General features: G+C 43.0%; 15 protein-coding genes. 6 read left to right on the forward strand and 9 right to left on the reverse strand.

All coding sequences use genetic code 11. The annotated features are described in order from the left end of the window. Window positions 1-3: 3 nt before the first annotated feature. The 3 genes from ACMXYW_RS10270 to ACMXYW_RS10280 all read right to left on the reverse strand — a co-directional run bounded on the left by ACMXYW_RS10270 (window position 4) and on the right by ACMXYW_RS10280 (window position 1,153). Window positions 4-366: a response regulator gene (locus ACMXYW_RS10270; protein WP_415881668.1), complete on the reverse strand. Its 363-nt coding sequence runs from the start codon at window positions 364-366 to the stop codon at window positions 4-6. A gap of 32 nt (window positions 367-398) precedes the next feature. After that, complete coding sequence (locus ACMXYW_RS10275) at window positions 399-686, reverse strand: STAS domain-containing protein (RefSeq protein WP_415900694.1); 288 nt, start codon at window positions 684-686, stop codon at window positions 399-401. 212 nt (window positions 687-898) lie between these two features. Beyond that, window positions 899-1,153, reverse strand: a complete 255-nt coding sequence (locus ACMXYW_RS10280; protein ID WP_415903978.1) for a DUF1289 domain-containing protein — start codon at window positions 1,151-1,153, stop codon at window positions 899-901. A 290-nt stretch (window positions 1,154-1,443) separates the two neighbouring features. Between ACMXYW_RS10280 and msrB the strand changes: the two genes are divergently transcribed. After that, entirely contained in the window at window positions 1,444-2,478 is a 1,035-nt protein-coding gene (gene msrB / locus ACMXYW_RS10285; RefSeq protein WP_415901102.1) for a peptide-methionine (R)-S-oxide reductase MsrB, read from the forward strand. 67 nt (window positions 2,479-2,545) lie between these two features. On the opposite strand, the gene hisA is transcribed toward msrB, so the two are convergent. The 4 genes from hisA to ACMXYW_RS10305 all read right to left on the reverse strand — a co-directional run bounded on the left by hisA (window position 2,546) and on the right by ACMXYW_RS10305 (window position 7,042). Continuing rightward, entirely contained in the window at window positions 2,546-3,301 is a 756-nt protein-coding gene (gene hisA / locus ACMXYW_RS10290; RefSeq protein WP_415903979.1) for a phosphoribosylformimino-5-aminoimidazole carboxamide ribotide isomerase, read from the reverse strand. Between the two features lie 79 nt (window positions 3,302-3,380). After that, on the reverse strand, window positions 3,381-4,520 hold the full coding sequence (locus ACMXYW_RS10295) for a murein transglycosylase domain-containing protein (RefSeq protein ID WP_415903980.1): 1,140 nt from the start codon (window positions 4,518-4,520) through the stop codon (window positions 3,381-3,383). A 117-nt stretch (window positions 4,521-4,637) separates the two neighbouring features. Beyond that, window positions 4,638-5,339, reverse strand: a complete 702-nt coding sequence (locus tag ACMXYW_RS10300) for a response regulator (RefSeq protein WP_415903981.1) — start codon at window positions 5,337-5,339, stop codon at window positions 4,638-4,640. An 83-nt stretch (window positions 5,340-5,422) separates the two neighbouring features. Then, window positions 5,423-7,042: an ATP-binding protein gene (locus ACMXYW_RS10305; protein WP_415903982.1), complete on the reverse strand. Its 1,620-nt coding sequence runs from the start codon at window positions 7,040-7,042 to the stop codon at window positions 5,423-5,425. A 191-nt stretch (window positions 7,043-7,233) separates the two neighbouring features. On the opposite strand from ACMXYW_RS10305, the gene ACMXYW_RS10310 reads away from it, so the two are divergent. From ACMXYW_RS10310 to ACMXYW_RS10330, 5 genes are all read left to right on the forward strand, one after another. Continuing rightward, complete coding sequence (locus ACMXYW_RS10310) at window positions 7,234-8,217, forward strand: tripartite tricarboxylate transporter substrate binding protein (protein ID WP_415903983.1); 984 nt, start codon at window positions 7,234-7,236, stop codon at window positions 8,215-8,217. Between the two features lie 145 nt (window positions 8,218-8,362). Continuing rightward, entirely contained in the window at window positions 8,363-8,836 is a 474-nt protein-coding gene (locus ACMXYW_RS10315; protein ID WP_415900686.1) for a tripartite tricarboxylate transporter TctB family protein, read from the forward strand. 4 nt (window positions 8,837-8,840) lie between these two features. After that, window positions 8,841-10,391 (forward strand): tripartite tricarboxylate transporter permease, encoded by a 1,551-nt coding sequence (locus tag ACMXYW_RS10320; protein WP_415903984.1) that lies wholly within the window; start codon window positions 8,841-8,843, stop codon window positions 10,389-10,391. A gap of 314 nt (window positions 10,392-10,705) precedes the next feature. Further along, on the forward strand, window positions 10,706-11,671 hold the full coding sequence (locus ACMXYW_RS10325) for a porin (protein ID WP_415900684.1): 966 nt from the start codon (window positions 10,706-10,708) through the stop codon (window positions 11,669-11,671). A 71-nt stretch (window positions 11,672-11,742) separates the two neighbouring features. Further along, a complete protein-coding gene (locus ACMXYW_RS10330) occupies window positions 11,743-12,351 on the forward strand; it encodes a DUF2057 family protein (RefSeq protein ID WP_415903985.1) in 609 nt (202 codons plus the stop codon). A 226-nt stretch (window positions 12,352-12,577) separates the two neighbouring features. On the opposite strand, the gene ACMXYW_RS10335 is transcribed toward ACMXYW_RS10330, so the two are convergent. Both ACMXYW_RS10335 and ACMXYW_RS10340 read right to left on the reverse strand, forming a co-directional pair. Then, entirely contained in the window at window positions 12,578-13,066 is a 489-nt protein-coding gene (locus ACMXYW_RS10335; RefSeq protein WP_415881679.1) for an STAS domain-containing protein, read from the reverse strand. A gap of 2 nt (window positions 13,067-13,068) precedes the next feature. Further along, entirely contained in the window at window positions 13,069-14,238 is a 1,170-nt protein-coding gene (locus tag ACMXYW_RS10340) for a PP2C family protein-serine/threonine phosphatase (protein WP_415903986.1), read from the reverse strand. Window positions 14,239-14,307: the final 69 nt, after the last annotated feature.

A 14,307-nucleotide genomic window follows, 5' to 3' on the forward strand; every position in this document is an offset into this window, starting at 1 on the left:
TATCTACCGTACTACACGCTTAATTGTGCTAAGAAGTTTCTCAGGATTAAATGGTTTAACGAGCCACCCCGTTGCACCAGCCCCTTTACCCCTCTGTTTCATTTCAGGGGAACTTTCGGTAGTTAAAACTAAAATTGGCGTAAACTTAAACGCGGGTAATTTACGCAACTCGGCACACAATGTAATGCCGTCCATAATCGGCATATTTACATCTGTAAGAACCAAATCGAAACGTCCTGTTTGAGCCTTACCTAAAGCTTCCTGCCCATTAGCCGCTTCTACTACTTGGTAACCTTCCTGTTTAAGGGTAAAGGTCACCATATTTCTTAGGGAAGCCGAATCATCAACAACTAAGATGCTAGCCATTTATACTAATCTCCACATAAATCCTGAGCAGGTTAATCATTTTTAAGGGATAGAGTTTTTTCTAGACCTAACTGACATGCAGTCTTCACTAGAGAATCAGAAGGGTTTTTCCACTCTACAGACTTTTGCAAGTTTTGCGCTTTCAAGCAAAAAGCCGTTAACAGCTGCAGTGCGGCAGTATCTACTCGACTGAGCTGAGCACCATCTAAGACAACAGAATCAACCGAGTTTAGGTAATTACCTAACTTTTGCTGCCATTCAGTCACATTTGCAATAGATAGCTCTTCAGGCATTGCCAATACACTGTTAGCGTCCATCATGGATGTTCCTTATTTCTATAAGAATTACATCAATATACCGCTTCAATACACTTTAAATTACAAGGGGTATAAAAATCATCTATAAAATTCGCCTAACTGGCACAATATGTCAAAGGATATTTATCAAAAAACTCTGATATTTCAGCATATTGCTCAAAACTCTCGACTAGTGATTACATATCAGTCAGTTTTGAAAAAGGTAGACTAGCTTTTCAATCATTTAGCTTAATAGCAGACAACTGCGCCTTACGACGATCAGTATTCTTTAAAATCCTTGAACGCTCATCTTCCGACACTTTACTCCAACGAAGGATTTCGTCTAAAGATCGATAACACCCAACGCAAATATCATGCTCATTCAGGCAACAATTTCTTACGCAAGGGGATTCAATTTGATTTGGATTGGATTTAGAAAGCATAACTTCATTCCTTTGGCCAAACCGGCAATAACAATAATGTTGGATCATTACAGTTTGATGTACCGATATCGAGCTCCTTAAGCAATTATAGGGGGCTCTCCCCTAATAAGAGCATAGCAAAGTTTACCAATTCCGCTTTTTATAATGGCTTAGTAAAAGGCTTTCAGATTTTATGGAACCAATTGCTTAACGACCTCTCTAAATTTTCATTACCAGTATTTACAGGTTCTGTCGAAATGAAAAAAATAATTGCCATCTCAGCCATTTCAATACTTGGCGTGGGTATTGCGACCCTGTCCACAGGAAATGAGCAAGCCTCCCTATCAACTGCACCAGCAATAACACAATCAAATCAGCTTGCTATAGCTACTTTCGCCGGCGGATGTTTCTGGTGCACAGAATCAGACTTTGAAAAGCTCGATGGTGTTGTTCAGGTCATTTCAGGCTATAGCGGAGGCGAAAAAGCAAATCCAAATTACAAAGAAGTTTCTGCAGGTTTAACCAAACACACTGAAGCGATTCAGGTGTACTACAACCCTGAAATAATCTCTTACGCTGGCCTACTCGAACATCTATGGCGAGTTATGAACCCAACCGATGGAGATGGTCAATTTGTTGATAGAGGGAAGCAGTACCGTCCAGCGGTTTACTATCATAATGCAGCACAAAAACATGCTATCGATCAGTCTGTTGATGCGCTTGTTAAGTCTGGCGTTTACGGTAAACCTTTAGAGACTGAAATTGCACCGTTTAAGAACTTCTTCCCTGCTGAGGATTATCACCAAGATTATTATGCGAAAAACCCACTTCGCTATAGTTACTACCGTAATGGCTCTGGTCGTGATCAATTTTTATCAAAGGTTTGGGGTGAAAATGCTAAACATGATCTATCCCAATACAAAGGCCAAAGTTCAGATGCTGACTATCGCATCCAACAGTTTGTAAAACCTTCTGAGCACTATTTAAAGTCTAATCTTAGTCCGCTTCAGTACAAAGTAACTCAAGAAGATGGCACAGAAAGACCATTTGATAACGAGTACTGGGATGAAAAGCGTGAAGGCATCTATGTAGATATCGTCAGTGGTGAACCACTCTTCTCATCGACGGATAAATACAAGTCCGGTACCGGCTGGCCGAGTTTTACTCAGCCTATCAAAGGAGTAGAAATCGTAGAGAAAGAGGACAACTCCTTCTTTATGAAACGAGTTGAAGTAAGAAGTTCACGAGCAGATTCTCATTTGGGTCATGTTTTTAACGATGGTCCAGCTCCTACAGGCTTACGTTATTGCATAAACTCAGCGTCTCTTCGCTTTGTACCTAAAGAGGAGCTAACAGCCCAAGGCTATGGGCAATTTGCGCAGCTTTTTAAATAAAACTGTCCATCTACACACATAAAAAAGGCAGCGAAATTCGCTGCCTTTTTCTTATCCTTGATTTACTTTATCGAGCATTCCACGCGATACACTCTTCTAAAGTGACACCCTTACCGCCAAAGATATCTAGGGCGCTGCCGATTGTAAGATCGACATTGCCTTGAGATAGCTGATCCACCAGCTTTAGATCTTCTAGAGAACGCGCCCCACCGGCATAAGTAACTGGAATCGAACACGCTTTTCCTAAGAGCTTAACTAGCTCTTGATCTATACCACCCTGTAAGCCCTCAACGTCCGCAGCATGGATTAAAAATTCAGCGCAATGTTCACCTAATTCAGACAAAGTTTTCTCATCAACTGCCAGACTCGTCACCGTTTGCCAACGGTCGGTCGCTATATTCCAACCCGTTTCCGTACGACGGCAGCTAAGGTCCAAAATAAGCTTATCAGCACCAGTTTCAGCTTTAATCTTCTCTAAACGTTCCCAGCTAAATTGACCTTGATCGAATAGATACGAAGTAACAATAACGTGGGATGCACCGGCTTCTAGAAACTCAGTAGCGTTTTCATTATTTACACCACCACCAAACTGGAGACCACCTTGCCAAGTTGAGAGCGCTAATAAAGCCTGCTCTTTGTTACCAGGCCCTAATGCGATGACGTGACCGCCCGTCAGATTATGCTGCTGATAAAGTTCCGCATAATAAGCCGCATCATAAGGGCTTACATAATTGGTATCAGCACCACTATCTTGCAAGCTACCTCCAACAATTTGCTTAACCTGCCCTTGGTGCAGATCGATACATGGACGAAACTGTGTCACGCTATCTCCTGATCATCGACGCTGAAAGGCGCTATTTTATAGAGCGAATCGCTTTAGGTATATGCCAATCATTTGATTCTTATACATAACGGCGCTTAGCGTCGGTTACTTTGACCAAATAGCGCTGTGTTTCTAATGGCATGCGGCTCTGCAATCTCTGCCACACGCTAGAGGAAGATGATCGATTAATCGCACTAATTGCTTGCCGACGATCACTAGAGAAACTTCGAAGCACATTACCCACACCACCGTTGTACGCAGCAATTATGCAAAATTCCTTGCTCTGCGGATCCCTTACTTCAACTAAATAACGTGTTTGTAAAATATGCAGATAAGCACACCCCATACGGATATTATTCTCGACATTGAATAGATAATTCCTAGAAGGCGTACCGGCGCGACCATAAATCTCTTGGTGAGCATCTCGTCCAGCTGTTGTTGGAACAATCTGCATTAATCCATAAGCTGGAGCATGACTGACCGCAAAAGGGTTAAAGTGACTTTCAGTCTCGATGATCGCATACACTAAGGAGGGATTGATATTGTATTGTCGAGAATACTTGTCCACCAAAGCGGCGTAACGGTAGCGCCTTTTTAAGCGGTGCTTTTCGACCAAAGGAAGCTCAACAAAATACTCCGTTTTTGTAACACCATTAGCGGTCTTTACTTGACGTTTCTGTAACGAATTCGCTAGAAGGTATTTTGCATATCGCTCAGCGCGCCACCCCCATCTTACTGGTTGGCCTTCATGATCTAGGATCTGCTGATACAGAAAAGGCTCTCCCCCCAAAGTAACTGGGGCATCCGAATAAAGATCGACTTGGGTTGGATCTTCTGGCGATAACAGCAAGGTTACTATCGCACTTTGCAGCTTGCTCTGATCTAAAGTTTCGACGCGAATTTGTCCTTTTTCGAAGTCTACGATTCCTCGACTCAGGTACTTATCGGTATATTTAACATAGGTCGTTGGCGTGGGCTGAAGGGCTTCATCCTCTCCCCATACGCTGCTGATCAGTTGAGAGAACTTTTTAATATCATTAACCAAACCTTTAGGGTTGGTCACCCAACCGGTCGCTTTACTTTTAGCGTGAGAGGTAAGTGCACCTTCAACACTTTGGCCTCTTGCTACACTGGTTGCGATTCGAAATGCATCATGAGTTGTACAACCAGCTAAACCTAGCGGAAGTAAGCCCAGTAAAAAGCGTCTGCGTGTGAGCATAGAACCTCTAATCAGGGGAAATAAGGCAGTATAATCTAATAAATAATTCTGCCTAACTTAAGTCTGGGACAGTAACCTAATCAGATCAACATACGCAATAATCAGACCGTTAAACACTTATTTAATTTGGGTATATCTTCTCTCTGGACGCCCAACACTGCCGTAGCTAACTTCAGCCATAAGCTCATTTGAACTCACTAAGAACTCGAGATAGCGCCTTGCCGTAGTACGACTCGCGCCGATCTCCTCCCCAACCTCTTCAGCATTGAGCGGGGTATTTACTGCACAAAAAACATTTCGGACTTTATCTAAAGTAATACCATCAATGCCTTTTGGTAGGCGAACCTCTCCTGTGACAGTGGAAACGCTTGAGCTTTGCCCACTCGATCTAGGCAGCACTGTATCCACATCACTTTGAGCCAATAACTCCATAGCTTGGAGTTTCTTAAGGTGTAGTTGATAGTTTTCGAGGGTTTCCTGCAGCCGATCAAAAACCAGTGGCTTTAAAATATAATCAAACACGCCACCACGCAGTGCCTCGCGCAGGGTTTCCACCTCTTTAGCGGCGGTAATTAAAATAACATCCGTCCCGTGATTACCTGAACGCAGCTTTCTTAATAAATCCAAACCGGTTCCTGTCGGAAACTGGATATCAAGCAACAAAAGCTCTGGCTGTAAGACCTCAACCAGATCCTCTGCCTCTTCTAGCCCGTGAGCAATCCCAACTAACTCAAATCCAGAGATGCGCTCTAAAAACCGCTTTTGTATCTCAGCTATTTGCTGATCATCTTCTGCAATAACAACTCGAATATCACTCATCTTTTTATACTTGTTAATTGAGTTTTATTTCACTGAGTATCAAGCTTTAGCAATACTCATTTCTTTATACCTACGAATAAACCTCACCCCTGAGCTTTGGGGATATAGACGATAAATCGACTTCCCCCTTTTTCTCCTAGTTCACAGGTCACTGTGCCATTTAAATTACCTAAAAGCTGTTTCACTAGATGTAATCCAATGCCGTGCCCATCTTTAGTTTTGCTGGTATATCCTTTTTCAAAGATCTTCTCTTGATCGCCTTCTTTTACACCTGGCCCTTGATCTTCAATCTCAAAAATTAGATCTGTACCCAGATCCAACATACTAAGCGCAACCTCTCCACCTATACCCGTATGCTCCCATGTAGCCTCAAGTGCATTATCGATTAAGTTGCCGATAATGCTGACTAAGTGTTCTCGAGGGAGCTTCTCGGGTAGCGATAGCATTCTACTATCAGGATCAATAATAAGGTGAAGCCCCATCTCTTTAGCACGGTTATATTTACCTAATAAACACCCTGCCAATACAGGATCAGAAACCGCTTCACGTAACAATGTGATCAGCTCTTGATGGCTTTGCGCCTCTTGCCCTATCAGCGCCTGAGCCTCATCAGTTGCCCCGATCTGAATCAAACCTGCGATGGTATGCAGTTTATTAGAATATTCATGTGACTGGCTGCGTAAACTGTCTGCGTATTGCTGAATTCGCGTTAGTTTTTTACTCACCATTGCTAATTCGTCTTTGCGCCTAAAACTCGAAACAACTCCAGTAATCTGATCACCTTGTTTTAACGGTAAGCGGTTAGCAATAAGGTTTTGTCCATAGAGCCAAACCTCCTCGTCAAATTGCGGCTGCCCTGTTTTTAGCACCTCTAGCATTGTACTGTCGGGTAACACCTCTGATATATGTCTCCCCGTCAGCTCTGCATAATCGGCTAAGCCTAATGTTTCCACAGCTGTTCGATTAAAGGTTGTGATCCGTCCATCATTATTGATAGCGATTATCCCTTCACGCACCGATTCTAACGTTGCTCTTTGCTCATCAAATAAACGAGCGATCTGCTCAGGTTCCAAGCCAAAAATGGCTCGCTTAAAGTGATTAGCAAACCAAACCGCAATCATTGCGCTTAATAAAAATGACGCCCCAATAACAGCGATCAGTGTGATCCGATACTCTTCAATAATGTTTTCGACCTGATCAAGATGATAACCAACTGATACCAGACCTATAACCTCACCCTCATTTGAAAAGATCGGCGCTTTTCCCCGCATCGACCACCCCATGCTGCCTAAAGCTTTAGAAAGGTACCCCTGACCAGCAACAAGCGCCGGAGCATTATCATCACCTTCATCATCAGACATCGGCCGACCAATTTTTTCTGTTCGTGGATGTGCTAAACGGATCCCCTGCTTATCTCCAATCACAACAAAGCGAGCTTGAGTTTCTTCTGCTAATCGCAAACTTAAAGGCTGTAAATATTGGCTATCGCCCCTTTGTACTGCGTCGATGATCTGTGGAGCGACAGCAATTGTTTTAGCCACATCTAAAGCTCTTTGACCAATCTGTTCATCTAGCGATTTATGCAGGTAATGGACCGCAAAAACACCGATAAAACCTGTCTGTACAATCGCCATTAATCCCAAAATCAGGATCATACGGCTCTTAAGCTTTAATCGGCTTAGTAATTTAATATCCACACTCATTCAGTGAACTCGCTAAATACCCTAATCATTAGATACTTTAAAGCTTAGCTAACCTCGATTAAAAAGCCCCGTAAACATTATGAACAAAATGATTTTTAAGGATTAAAAAGCCTTTAATTTCATAAGCTTCATTTGCCGAATAAACCTCACTACTTTGTAGGCATCACAAAAATAAATACGAGGTGATCTCGATGTTCGGTAAAGTTAAAAGCAAAAAAACTCTGATGGCGGCCGTATTAACAACATGCATGACAGCCGGTGTTTCCTACCAAGCTCAAGCCATGGAAAGCATTCACTTTCTAATCCCTGGTGGTGCTGGCGGCGGCTGGGATTCAACAGCCCGTGGCACAGGCGAAGCGCTATCTAAAGCAGGTATTGTTGATACTATTTCTTACGAAAACATGTCTGGCGGTGGCGGTGGTAAAGCCATTGCTCACTTGATCGAGACAGCTGAACAGAAGCAAGACACCTTGATGGTGAACTCAACTCCTATCGTAATTCGTTCATTATCTAAAGTATTCCCACAATCATTCCGTGATCTAACACCAATCGCTGCAACTATCGGCGATTACGGTGCCTTTGTAGTTAAGAAAGATTCAAAATACACCGATTTCAAACAAGTGGTTGCTGACTACAAAGCTAACCCGCGCTCTATCAAAATTGCAGGCGGTTCTGCTCGTGGCAGTATGGATCATCTAGTAGCAGCAATGGCATTTAAAGCAACAGGCGGTGATGCACGTCAAGTTCGCTATGTTGCTTACGATGCAGGCGGTAAAGCAATGGCTGGCCTTCTTTCTGGAGAAACACAACTTCTATCAACAGGTTTCAGTGAAGCGTTAGCCCTAGCTGAAGCAGGCGAAGTACGCATTCTAGTCATGACAGGTAGCGAACGAAATGAAGCTGCGCCAGACGTCCCAACCCTCAAAGAACTTGGCTATGACACTACATTTGTAAACTGGCGTGGTTTCTTCGCAGCACCAGGCACAAGCGAAGCGCAACAAGCTGAGTTTATTGAATCTCTAGACAAAATGTACGACACACCTGAGTGGGAAACCGTACGTTCACGTAATGGCTGGACAGAGATTTTCAAACCAGGTCCTGAATTTGTCTCATTCCTAGAAACTCAGGAAAAAGAAGTTGGTGCTCTAATGCGCGAACTTGGATTCCTTAAGTAAACACACTCTCATTTCGCAGCAATATTCCTGACTTTGATTAAGTCAGGCCTTCTTTACCGAGGGCTTTGCCTTTTGGCCTCTGTCGACTGGCCCTCGGTTTTTTTAAATAGACAGTTATGGCCTCTGCCATAGCAGGAGGATCCTCATGACCTTATGCAAAGATCATATTGGTGGTCTGGTATTTCTCAGTTTGTCTGTAGCTTACGGCTACTATGCAACTCAGATCCCTTTACTGCCTGGTGATGAATTCGAACCGTTCCATGCACAAACAATTCCTAATGCTTTGGCAATAGTAGGTGGCGTACTGTCCATCTTACTGCTGGCTACAACCAAATCTAGCAATGACCAAAAGTTAGTACTTAAAGGGTATGACTTCCCATTAGTAATCAAGTTATTACTGCTCGTTGTACTTTTTGCGTTAGCACTTGAATGGCTAGGTTTCTTAATTTCTACCATTTTCTTTTTAGTCGGTGGTTACTGGCTATTAGGCGAAAGAAGACCCAAGACCCTATTTATTGCATCAGTGCCTTTTGCCATTTTCCTATGGTTCGCACTGACACAACTACTCGATATTTATCTGGCTCCAGGTAAAGCGTTAACTGTAATTTTTGGAGGCTGATCCCATGTTAGACGGAATTATTACTGGGCTTACCACTGCGGTGATGCCTTTTAACCTATTGATGGTCGTTGTTGGCTGCTTTGCAGGCACGTTTATCGGGATGTTACCAGGCTTAGGCCCTATTTCAGCCGTAGCCCTAATGATCCCAATCACTTACGGACTAGACCCCTCTTCTGGGATTATTTTGATGGCCGGTGTTTATTACGGTGCAGTCTTTGGTGGTTCAACCTCATCAATTCTGATCAATGCGCCTGGCTGTGCGAGTACGGTTGTAACCTCTTTTGACGGTTATCCACTGGCTCAACAAAAACAAGCAGGTAAAGCACTAGCCCTAGCTGCATACTCATCATTTACAGGCGGCACTATCGGTGCACTGGTACTGCTATTTGCAGCACCTGCATTAGCCTCAGTTTCGTTGAGTTTCCAATCGAGCGATTACTTTGCCCTGATGATTCTTGGTTTAACGGCGGTAGCAGCATTCTCTGGTAAAGGCCAAGTTATCAAAGCGCTAATCATGACCGTATTAGGCCTAATGATCGCGACTGTAGGTACAGATGTTACATCTGGCACAACCCGATTTACCTTTGGCAGCGTCGACTTGATCGATGGTATCAGCTTCTTACTTTTAGCTATGGCAACCTTTGCTTTAACCGAGGTAGTTATGACTGTGCTTAAAGGTCAGCATAACAAGAAAGAAGCACCTATGGATATGAGCCAACTAGGCAGCATGAAGCTAAGCAAAGAAGAAGTTAAGCACGTTGCCCCAACCGTTGGCCGCTCTTCCTTTTTTGGTTTCCTAATTGGGATCCTTCCAGGTGCAGGTGCAACCATCGCGTCATTCCTTGCTTATGGTCTGGAACGCAACCTTGCTTCAGCCAAAGAGAAACTAAAATTTGGCAAGGGCGCTTTACGTGGTTTGGCAGCACCGGAATCTGCAAACAATGCAGCATCTACAGGCTCATTCGTACCGCTTCTGACGCTAGGTATTCCTGGTTCAGGTACAACAGCAATTATGCTGGGTGCATTAATTGCTTACGGTATTCAGCCGGGCCCTCGTTTATTTCTAGATAATCCGGATGTATTCTGGTCTGTCATCATTTCGATGTATTTTGGCAACTTGGTACTGCTGATTCTTAATCTGCCGTTGATTCCATACATCTCCCGACTACTAGTTATCCCAAGACCAATCTTAATCCCATTGATCCTTTTCTTCTCGATCACTGGTGTTTATCTCGTGAGCTTTAATAGCTTTGATATTCATATGATGGCGATCATTACGGTCATAGCCATTTTCCTAAAACTGCTTGAGTTTCCGATGGCACCTATGCTGCTTGGTTTCATCTTAGGCGGTTTGATGGAAAACAACTTAAGCCGTGCTTTAACCATCTCTGACGGCAGCTTCGCATTCCTTTGGGAGCGACCACTGACACTGAGCATCGTCATTGTAGCAATCGTTATTTTAGTCCTTCCCCCAATCATCGAAGCTTGGAGAAAGAGAACTAATTCCAGCAAGAACCCGGGTTGCGAAGCTGCGATCTCTGAGGGTGAAGGCTAGCCCTAGCCAAAATTCAATATCAGCAGGAATTTACAAGTCAGGCTGTAAATTCCTGCGATCCAATCTCAATCAACTTCAACTAATCCAAAGGAGGACTAGCGGATAGCTGTGCCTGCAATCCCCAAACTGAATGCCATTTTTGCAGCACGGTTTTGACATTTTAAAACTCCAAGTCGGCTATTGAGCACTTAGGATTTCACAACTGATGTCCCAGTTGTCCCGAGTCAAATAGTCACTGACTGAATTACAAAGCTTCCCTCTGTGCTCGATACAAATCTGAGCGAGAGGTTCTAAAAAATACAAAAGAGGCAAACATGAAAAAACTAGCTTTATCTGTAGCTATTACCGCAACACTCGCTACCAGCACATCCATGGCAGCAACAATTTACAGCGCTGACGGCTTAACTTATAAGCTTAAAGGCGATTGGCAGCTTCAATTACGTGACGACTACAAAAAAGCCAATGATTTTGACGTAGAGTTTGATGATTTAGAGCTGAAGAATACAATTATTTACGATCTAGGTAACGATCTTAAAGCCTTCGGTCAACTGGATTTTTCCTTCAACGGTTCGGCTGATGATTCCAGTGCAAGCGATAGCAAACTGGAAGAAGCTTACCTAGGCCTTCAATACAGCAATTTGAAGTTAAAAGTGGGTAAAACAAATACGGCCGGTGACGAATTTGGTGTGGAAGCGGCTTATGAAACAATCCTTGATGAAGATCAGTTTGATGTAGTTAAAAGCTCAGGCGACGATCTTATCCGCCTAGAAGCAAGCTTTGATAATGCCACTGTAGTTGTATCACATGAAATAGCATCAGACGGCAATGCCAGCGAAGATGGTGAAGCAACAGATCTATTTGTTAGCACTAAACTTTCTCAACTCTCTCTAGCAGCAGCCTACCAAACTCATCAGGCTAGCGGTTCGACCTATTCAGATGATACTTGGGGTGTTAGTGCCAAATTCGATGCTGGTTTTGCAACTTTTGGAACGGATTTCAGTTCGACTGACTATGGCAACCCAGCGACAGCTGATGCTGATATCAGTAACTTAGTCGCTATTTTCCAGCCTCTAGAAACAACACGAGTAGCGCTAGGTTACGTAAATGTAGATTCTGATGCAGACAACCAAGATGCAAGCTCTTGGTACACCAACGTGACTTATAAATTCCCGTCACAGAAGAACGTATCAGTCTTCGCCGAAGTTGCTAAAGCAAGTTTTGACGATGCTAGCGTTGATTCTGAAATCGACGTTCTTGCAGGCATGCAAATCAAGTTCTAATTGCTAAACGGTGGCTCAATAGGTCCTCCCCTTCAAGCCTATTGAGCCATTCTTACCTTCTGGAGAACCTCATGAAAAAACTAGCTTTGTTGGTGACACTGATTTCAGCACCTCATGTAATGGCAGATAACCAGTTAATATTGGGTGAAGGCATTAAAGTTCACGCGATCAACGGCAGCGAAAGTGTATCCTCTTTTTTTTCCAACGATCGATCTTTAAACCTACCTGATGGCAATAACCAACTTCTTGTTTCCTACACAGCAGAGATAAAGAATGGCAGCGATTATGAGCTAGAGCAAAGCCATCCAAGCGTACTTTTATTTAGCTCAGAGAAACAAACCCTCACACTTAAAACACCTGAGATCAAAAACACAAGACAGCTAGAGCATTTCAACCGCGAGCTTAACTGGCAACTTAAAAACGACAAAAATCCAATTCAATTTAAAGCAGAACTTCTACCACTAAAGGGATTCCGTTTAGGGATAGATTTTGAGAGAGAGCTAACTGATTTCAATAGATCAAACAGCAATGCTACCCAGCAGGTTTCAGTCATTGAAACACCCACTGTTTTAAAAGGAGATAAAGTGACTGATGAACAAATGAAGCTAATTTTGTTGAAAAGCTTATATCAACAAGCCTCTTCTGAAACTCAAGAGGCCTTTAAAAACTTTATCCAATAATTGCGGGAAGGTTTTTGTCTCTCAGCACGATTTATTTTGCAAAACAGCTTGACAAAAACCATCCAAAACAAAATTCAACCCACTGAAAAATAAAGACTTTTCAACCTGTATTATTTTCACGCAATTTGTTAAATAGCCAAGTTTTACGGGGCCTATAGCAACTTAACCATAAAAAACTAACAAAGTTATCCACAGAAGCTGTTTATAACTTACTTAGCGAAATAGATTACTCTTTAACTGATTCGAGCGTATTAACGAGATCTTGGAAAGCCTCCCTATTTGCTTCATTAAGATCCATAAGAATACGGTGCGCAGCAATAATTCTCTCCTGCATTTCAGCAACAGATTCCTGCACAAGCGGCAATTCTTTAAGATCTTCTACGCAAGGCGGGAGTTCTTCTAGCAGAACAAAAATATGATCAAACCCCATGGTATACAGGATTCGAGTTATATCTGAATTTGTTGAGACAAGAGCAGGCTTATCCATTCCTGCATGATCAGCCTTAATAGCTAATTTCGCAATCAACCCTAGGGAAGTACTATCAATCCCTTCTGCTTGCGTCAGATCGATCAAAACCTCACTCACAGAAGGATCAGCTAAAGATTGTTCTAAATGGCAATCCAGAGTAGTACACAAGGTAAGACGAACATCTCCAACGAATTTGAGGACAAATCGCCCCTCAACCAAGGCTGAATATATTAAACCTTCTTGCATGATTACTGCCTGCAAATCGTCATAATTGCGATATCATCCGGAGCCGCATCAATAGTACTAGGAAGTAAAGCATCTCGAATGCTGTTCGGCCCCCCACCTTTAGTACCAGAAACCGCATCAATAAGGCGCTGTTCTTTAGCTTCCATATTCGACTCTTCCAATACTTCAAAGATACCGTCAGAGAACAATGTAATTTCAAACTCAGCATGCAGCTGCAATGTTCTCTCATCATATAGAGGCTCATGAAAGAGACCTACAGGCATCCCTCTCCCCTCAAGGAAACGACAGCCATCCCGATCATGCAATATTGGCATAGGATGATGCCCGCCTACAGCGTAACTTAAGCTAGCGTCAGCTTCATTGTATAAACCGATAAACATGCTCAAATGCTTGCCTAACCCAGTATCAAGCAACTCTGTGTTGATTCGATGGAGCACATCTTTTGGCGATAAAATGTCAAAACTCGATTGCCGCCTATAGTTTCTCAGAAGCCGATTAGTCATATTCTTGAGCAAAACAGTGACAAGTGCAGAAGAAGCCCCATGACCTGAAACATCGGCTAAGTAAAAGAGGGTCAATTTGTCATCGACCTTGACAGCATCAACGAAATCACCACTTAAATATAACGACGGGATTAATAGATATTGAGCTCGAACCACCCCTAACTGAACATCAGTGGCAGGCAACATGTTTTTTTGTATCTGATGAGCCGCCTGCTGATCTGCTTTAAGCTCAGCCAAACTTTTCTCTAATTCTTCCCGATAATGAAGATTTTGCTCAATCAATTCCGCCTGGTTAAGCAAGGATTTAATGGCTAGGGAGAACGCTGGACCTTGATCAAGGATTTCAGACTGTAAGAATACATTGCTAGCTCCCTTCCTCAGCGCTGCCATCACCTGATTCACCTCACTATCAGGTAATAACGCAAGGTTTGGTTTCGGGGCTTGTGACGTAGCTAAATGCTGAAGATCAACCAGCTTTAAACGCTCACTCACACCCACAATCACCAAAGAGAAACTGTGCTCTTCTAATAATTCTAATGCGTAATCACTACTAAAAGCTGTAGAAATTTTTACAGGCGGAAGGTCTAGCTGATTACAGGCGTCGACGATCGAATCAATTGCTTCTGCAACATGATCGACCAATAGAATGGTTTGGTATGCTTGCCTCATATATCAGGCCTTGCAAATTAGTCTAGAGTCCATGAGAAACCACGTTAAATCCAGTTGACTTAACTTGCA

The sequence above is a fragment of the Neptuniibacter sp. QD48_55 genome (assembly GCF_047778115.1).
Lineage (GTDB): Bacteria > Pseudomonadota > Gammaproteobacteria > Pseudomonadales > Balneatricaceae > Neptuniibacter.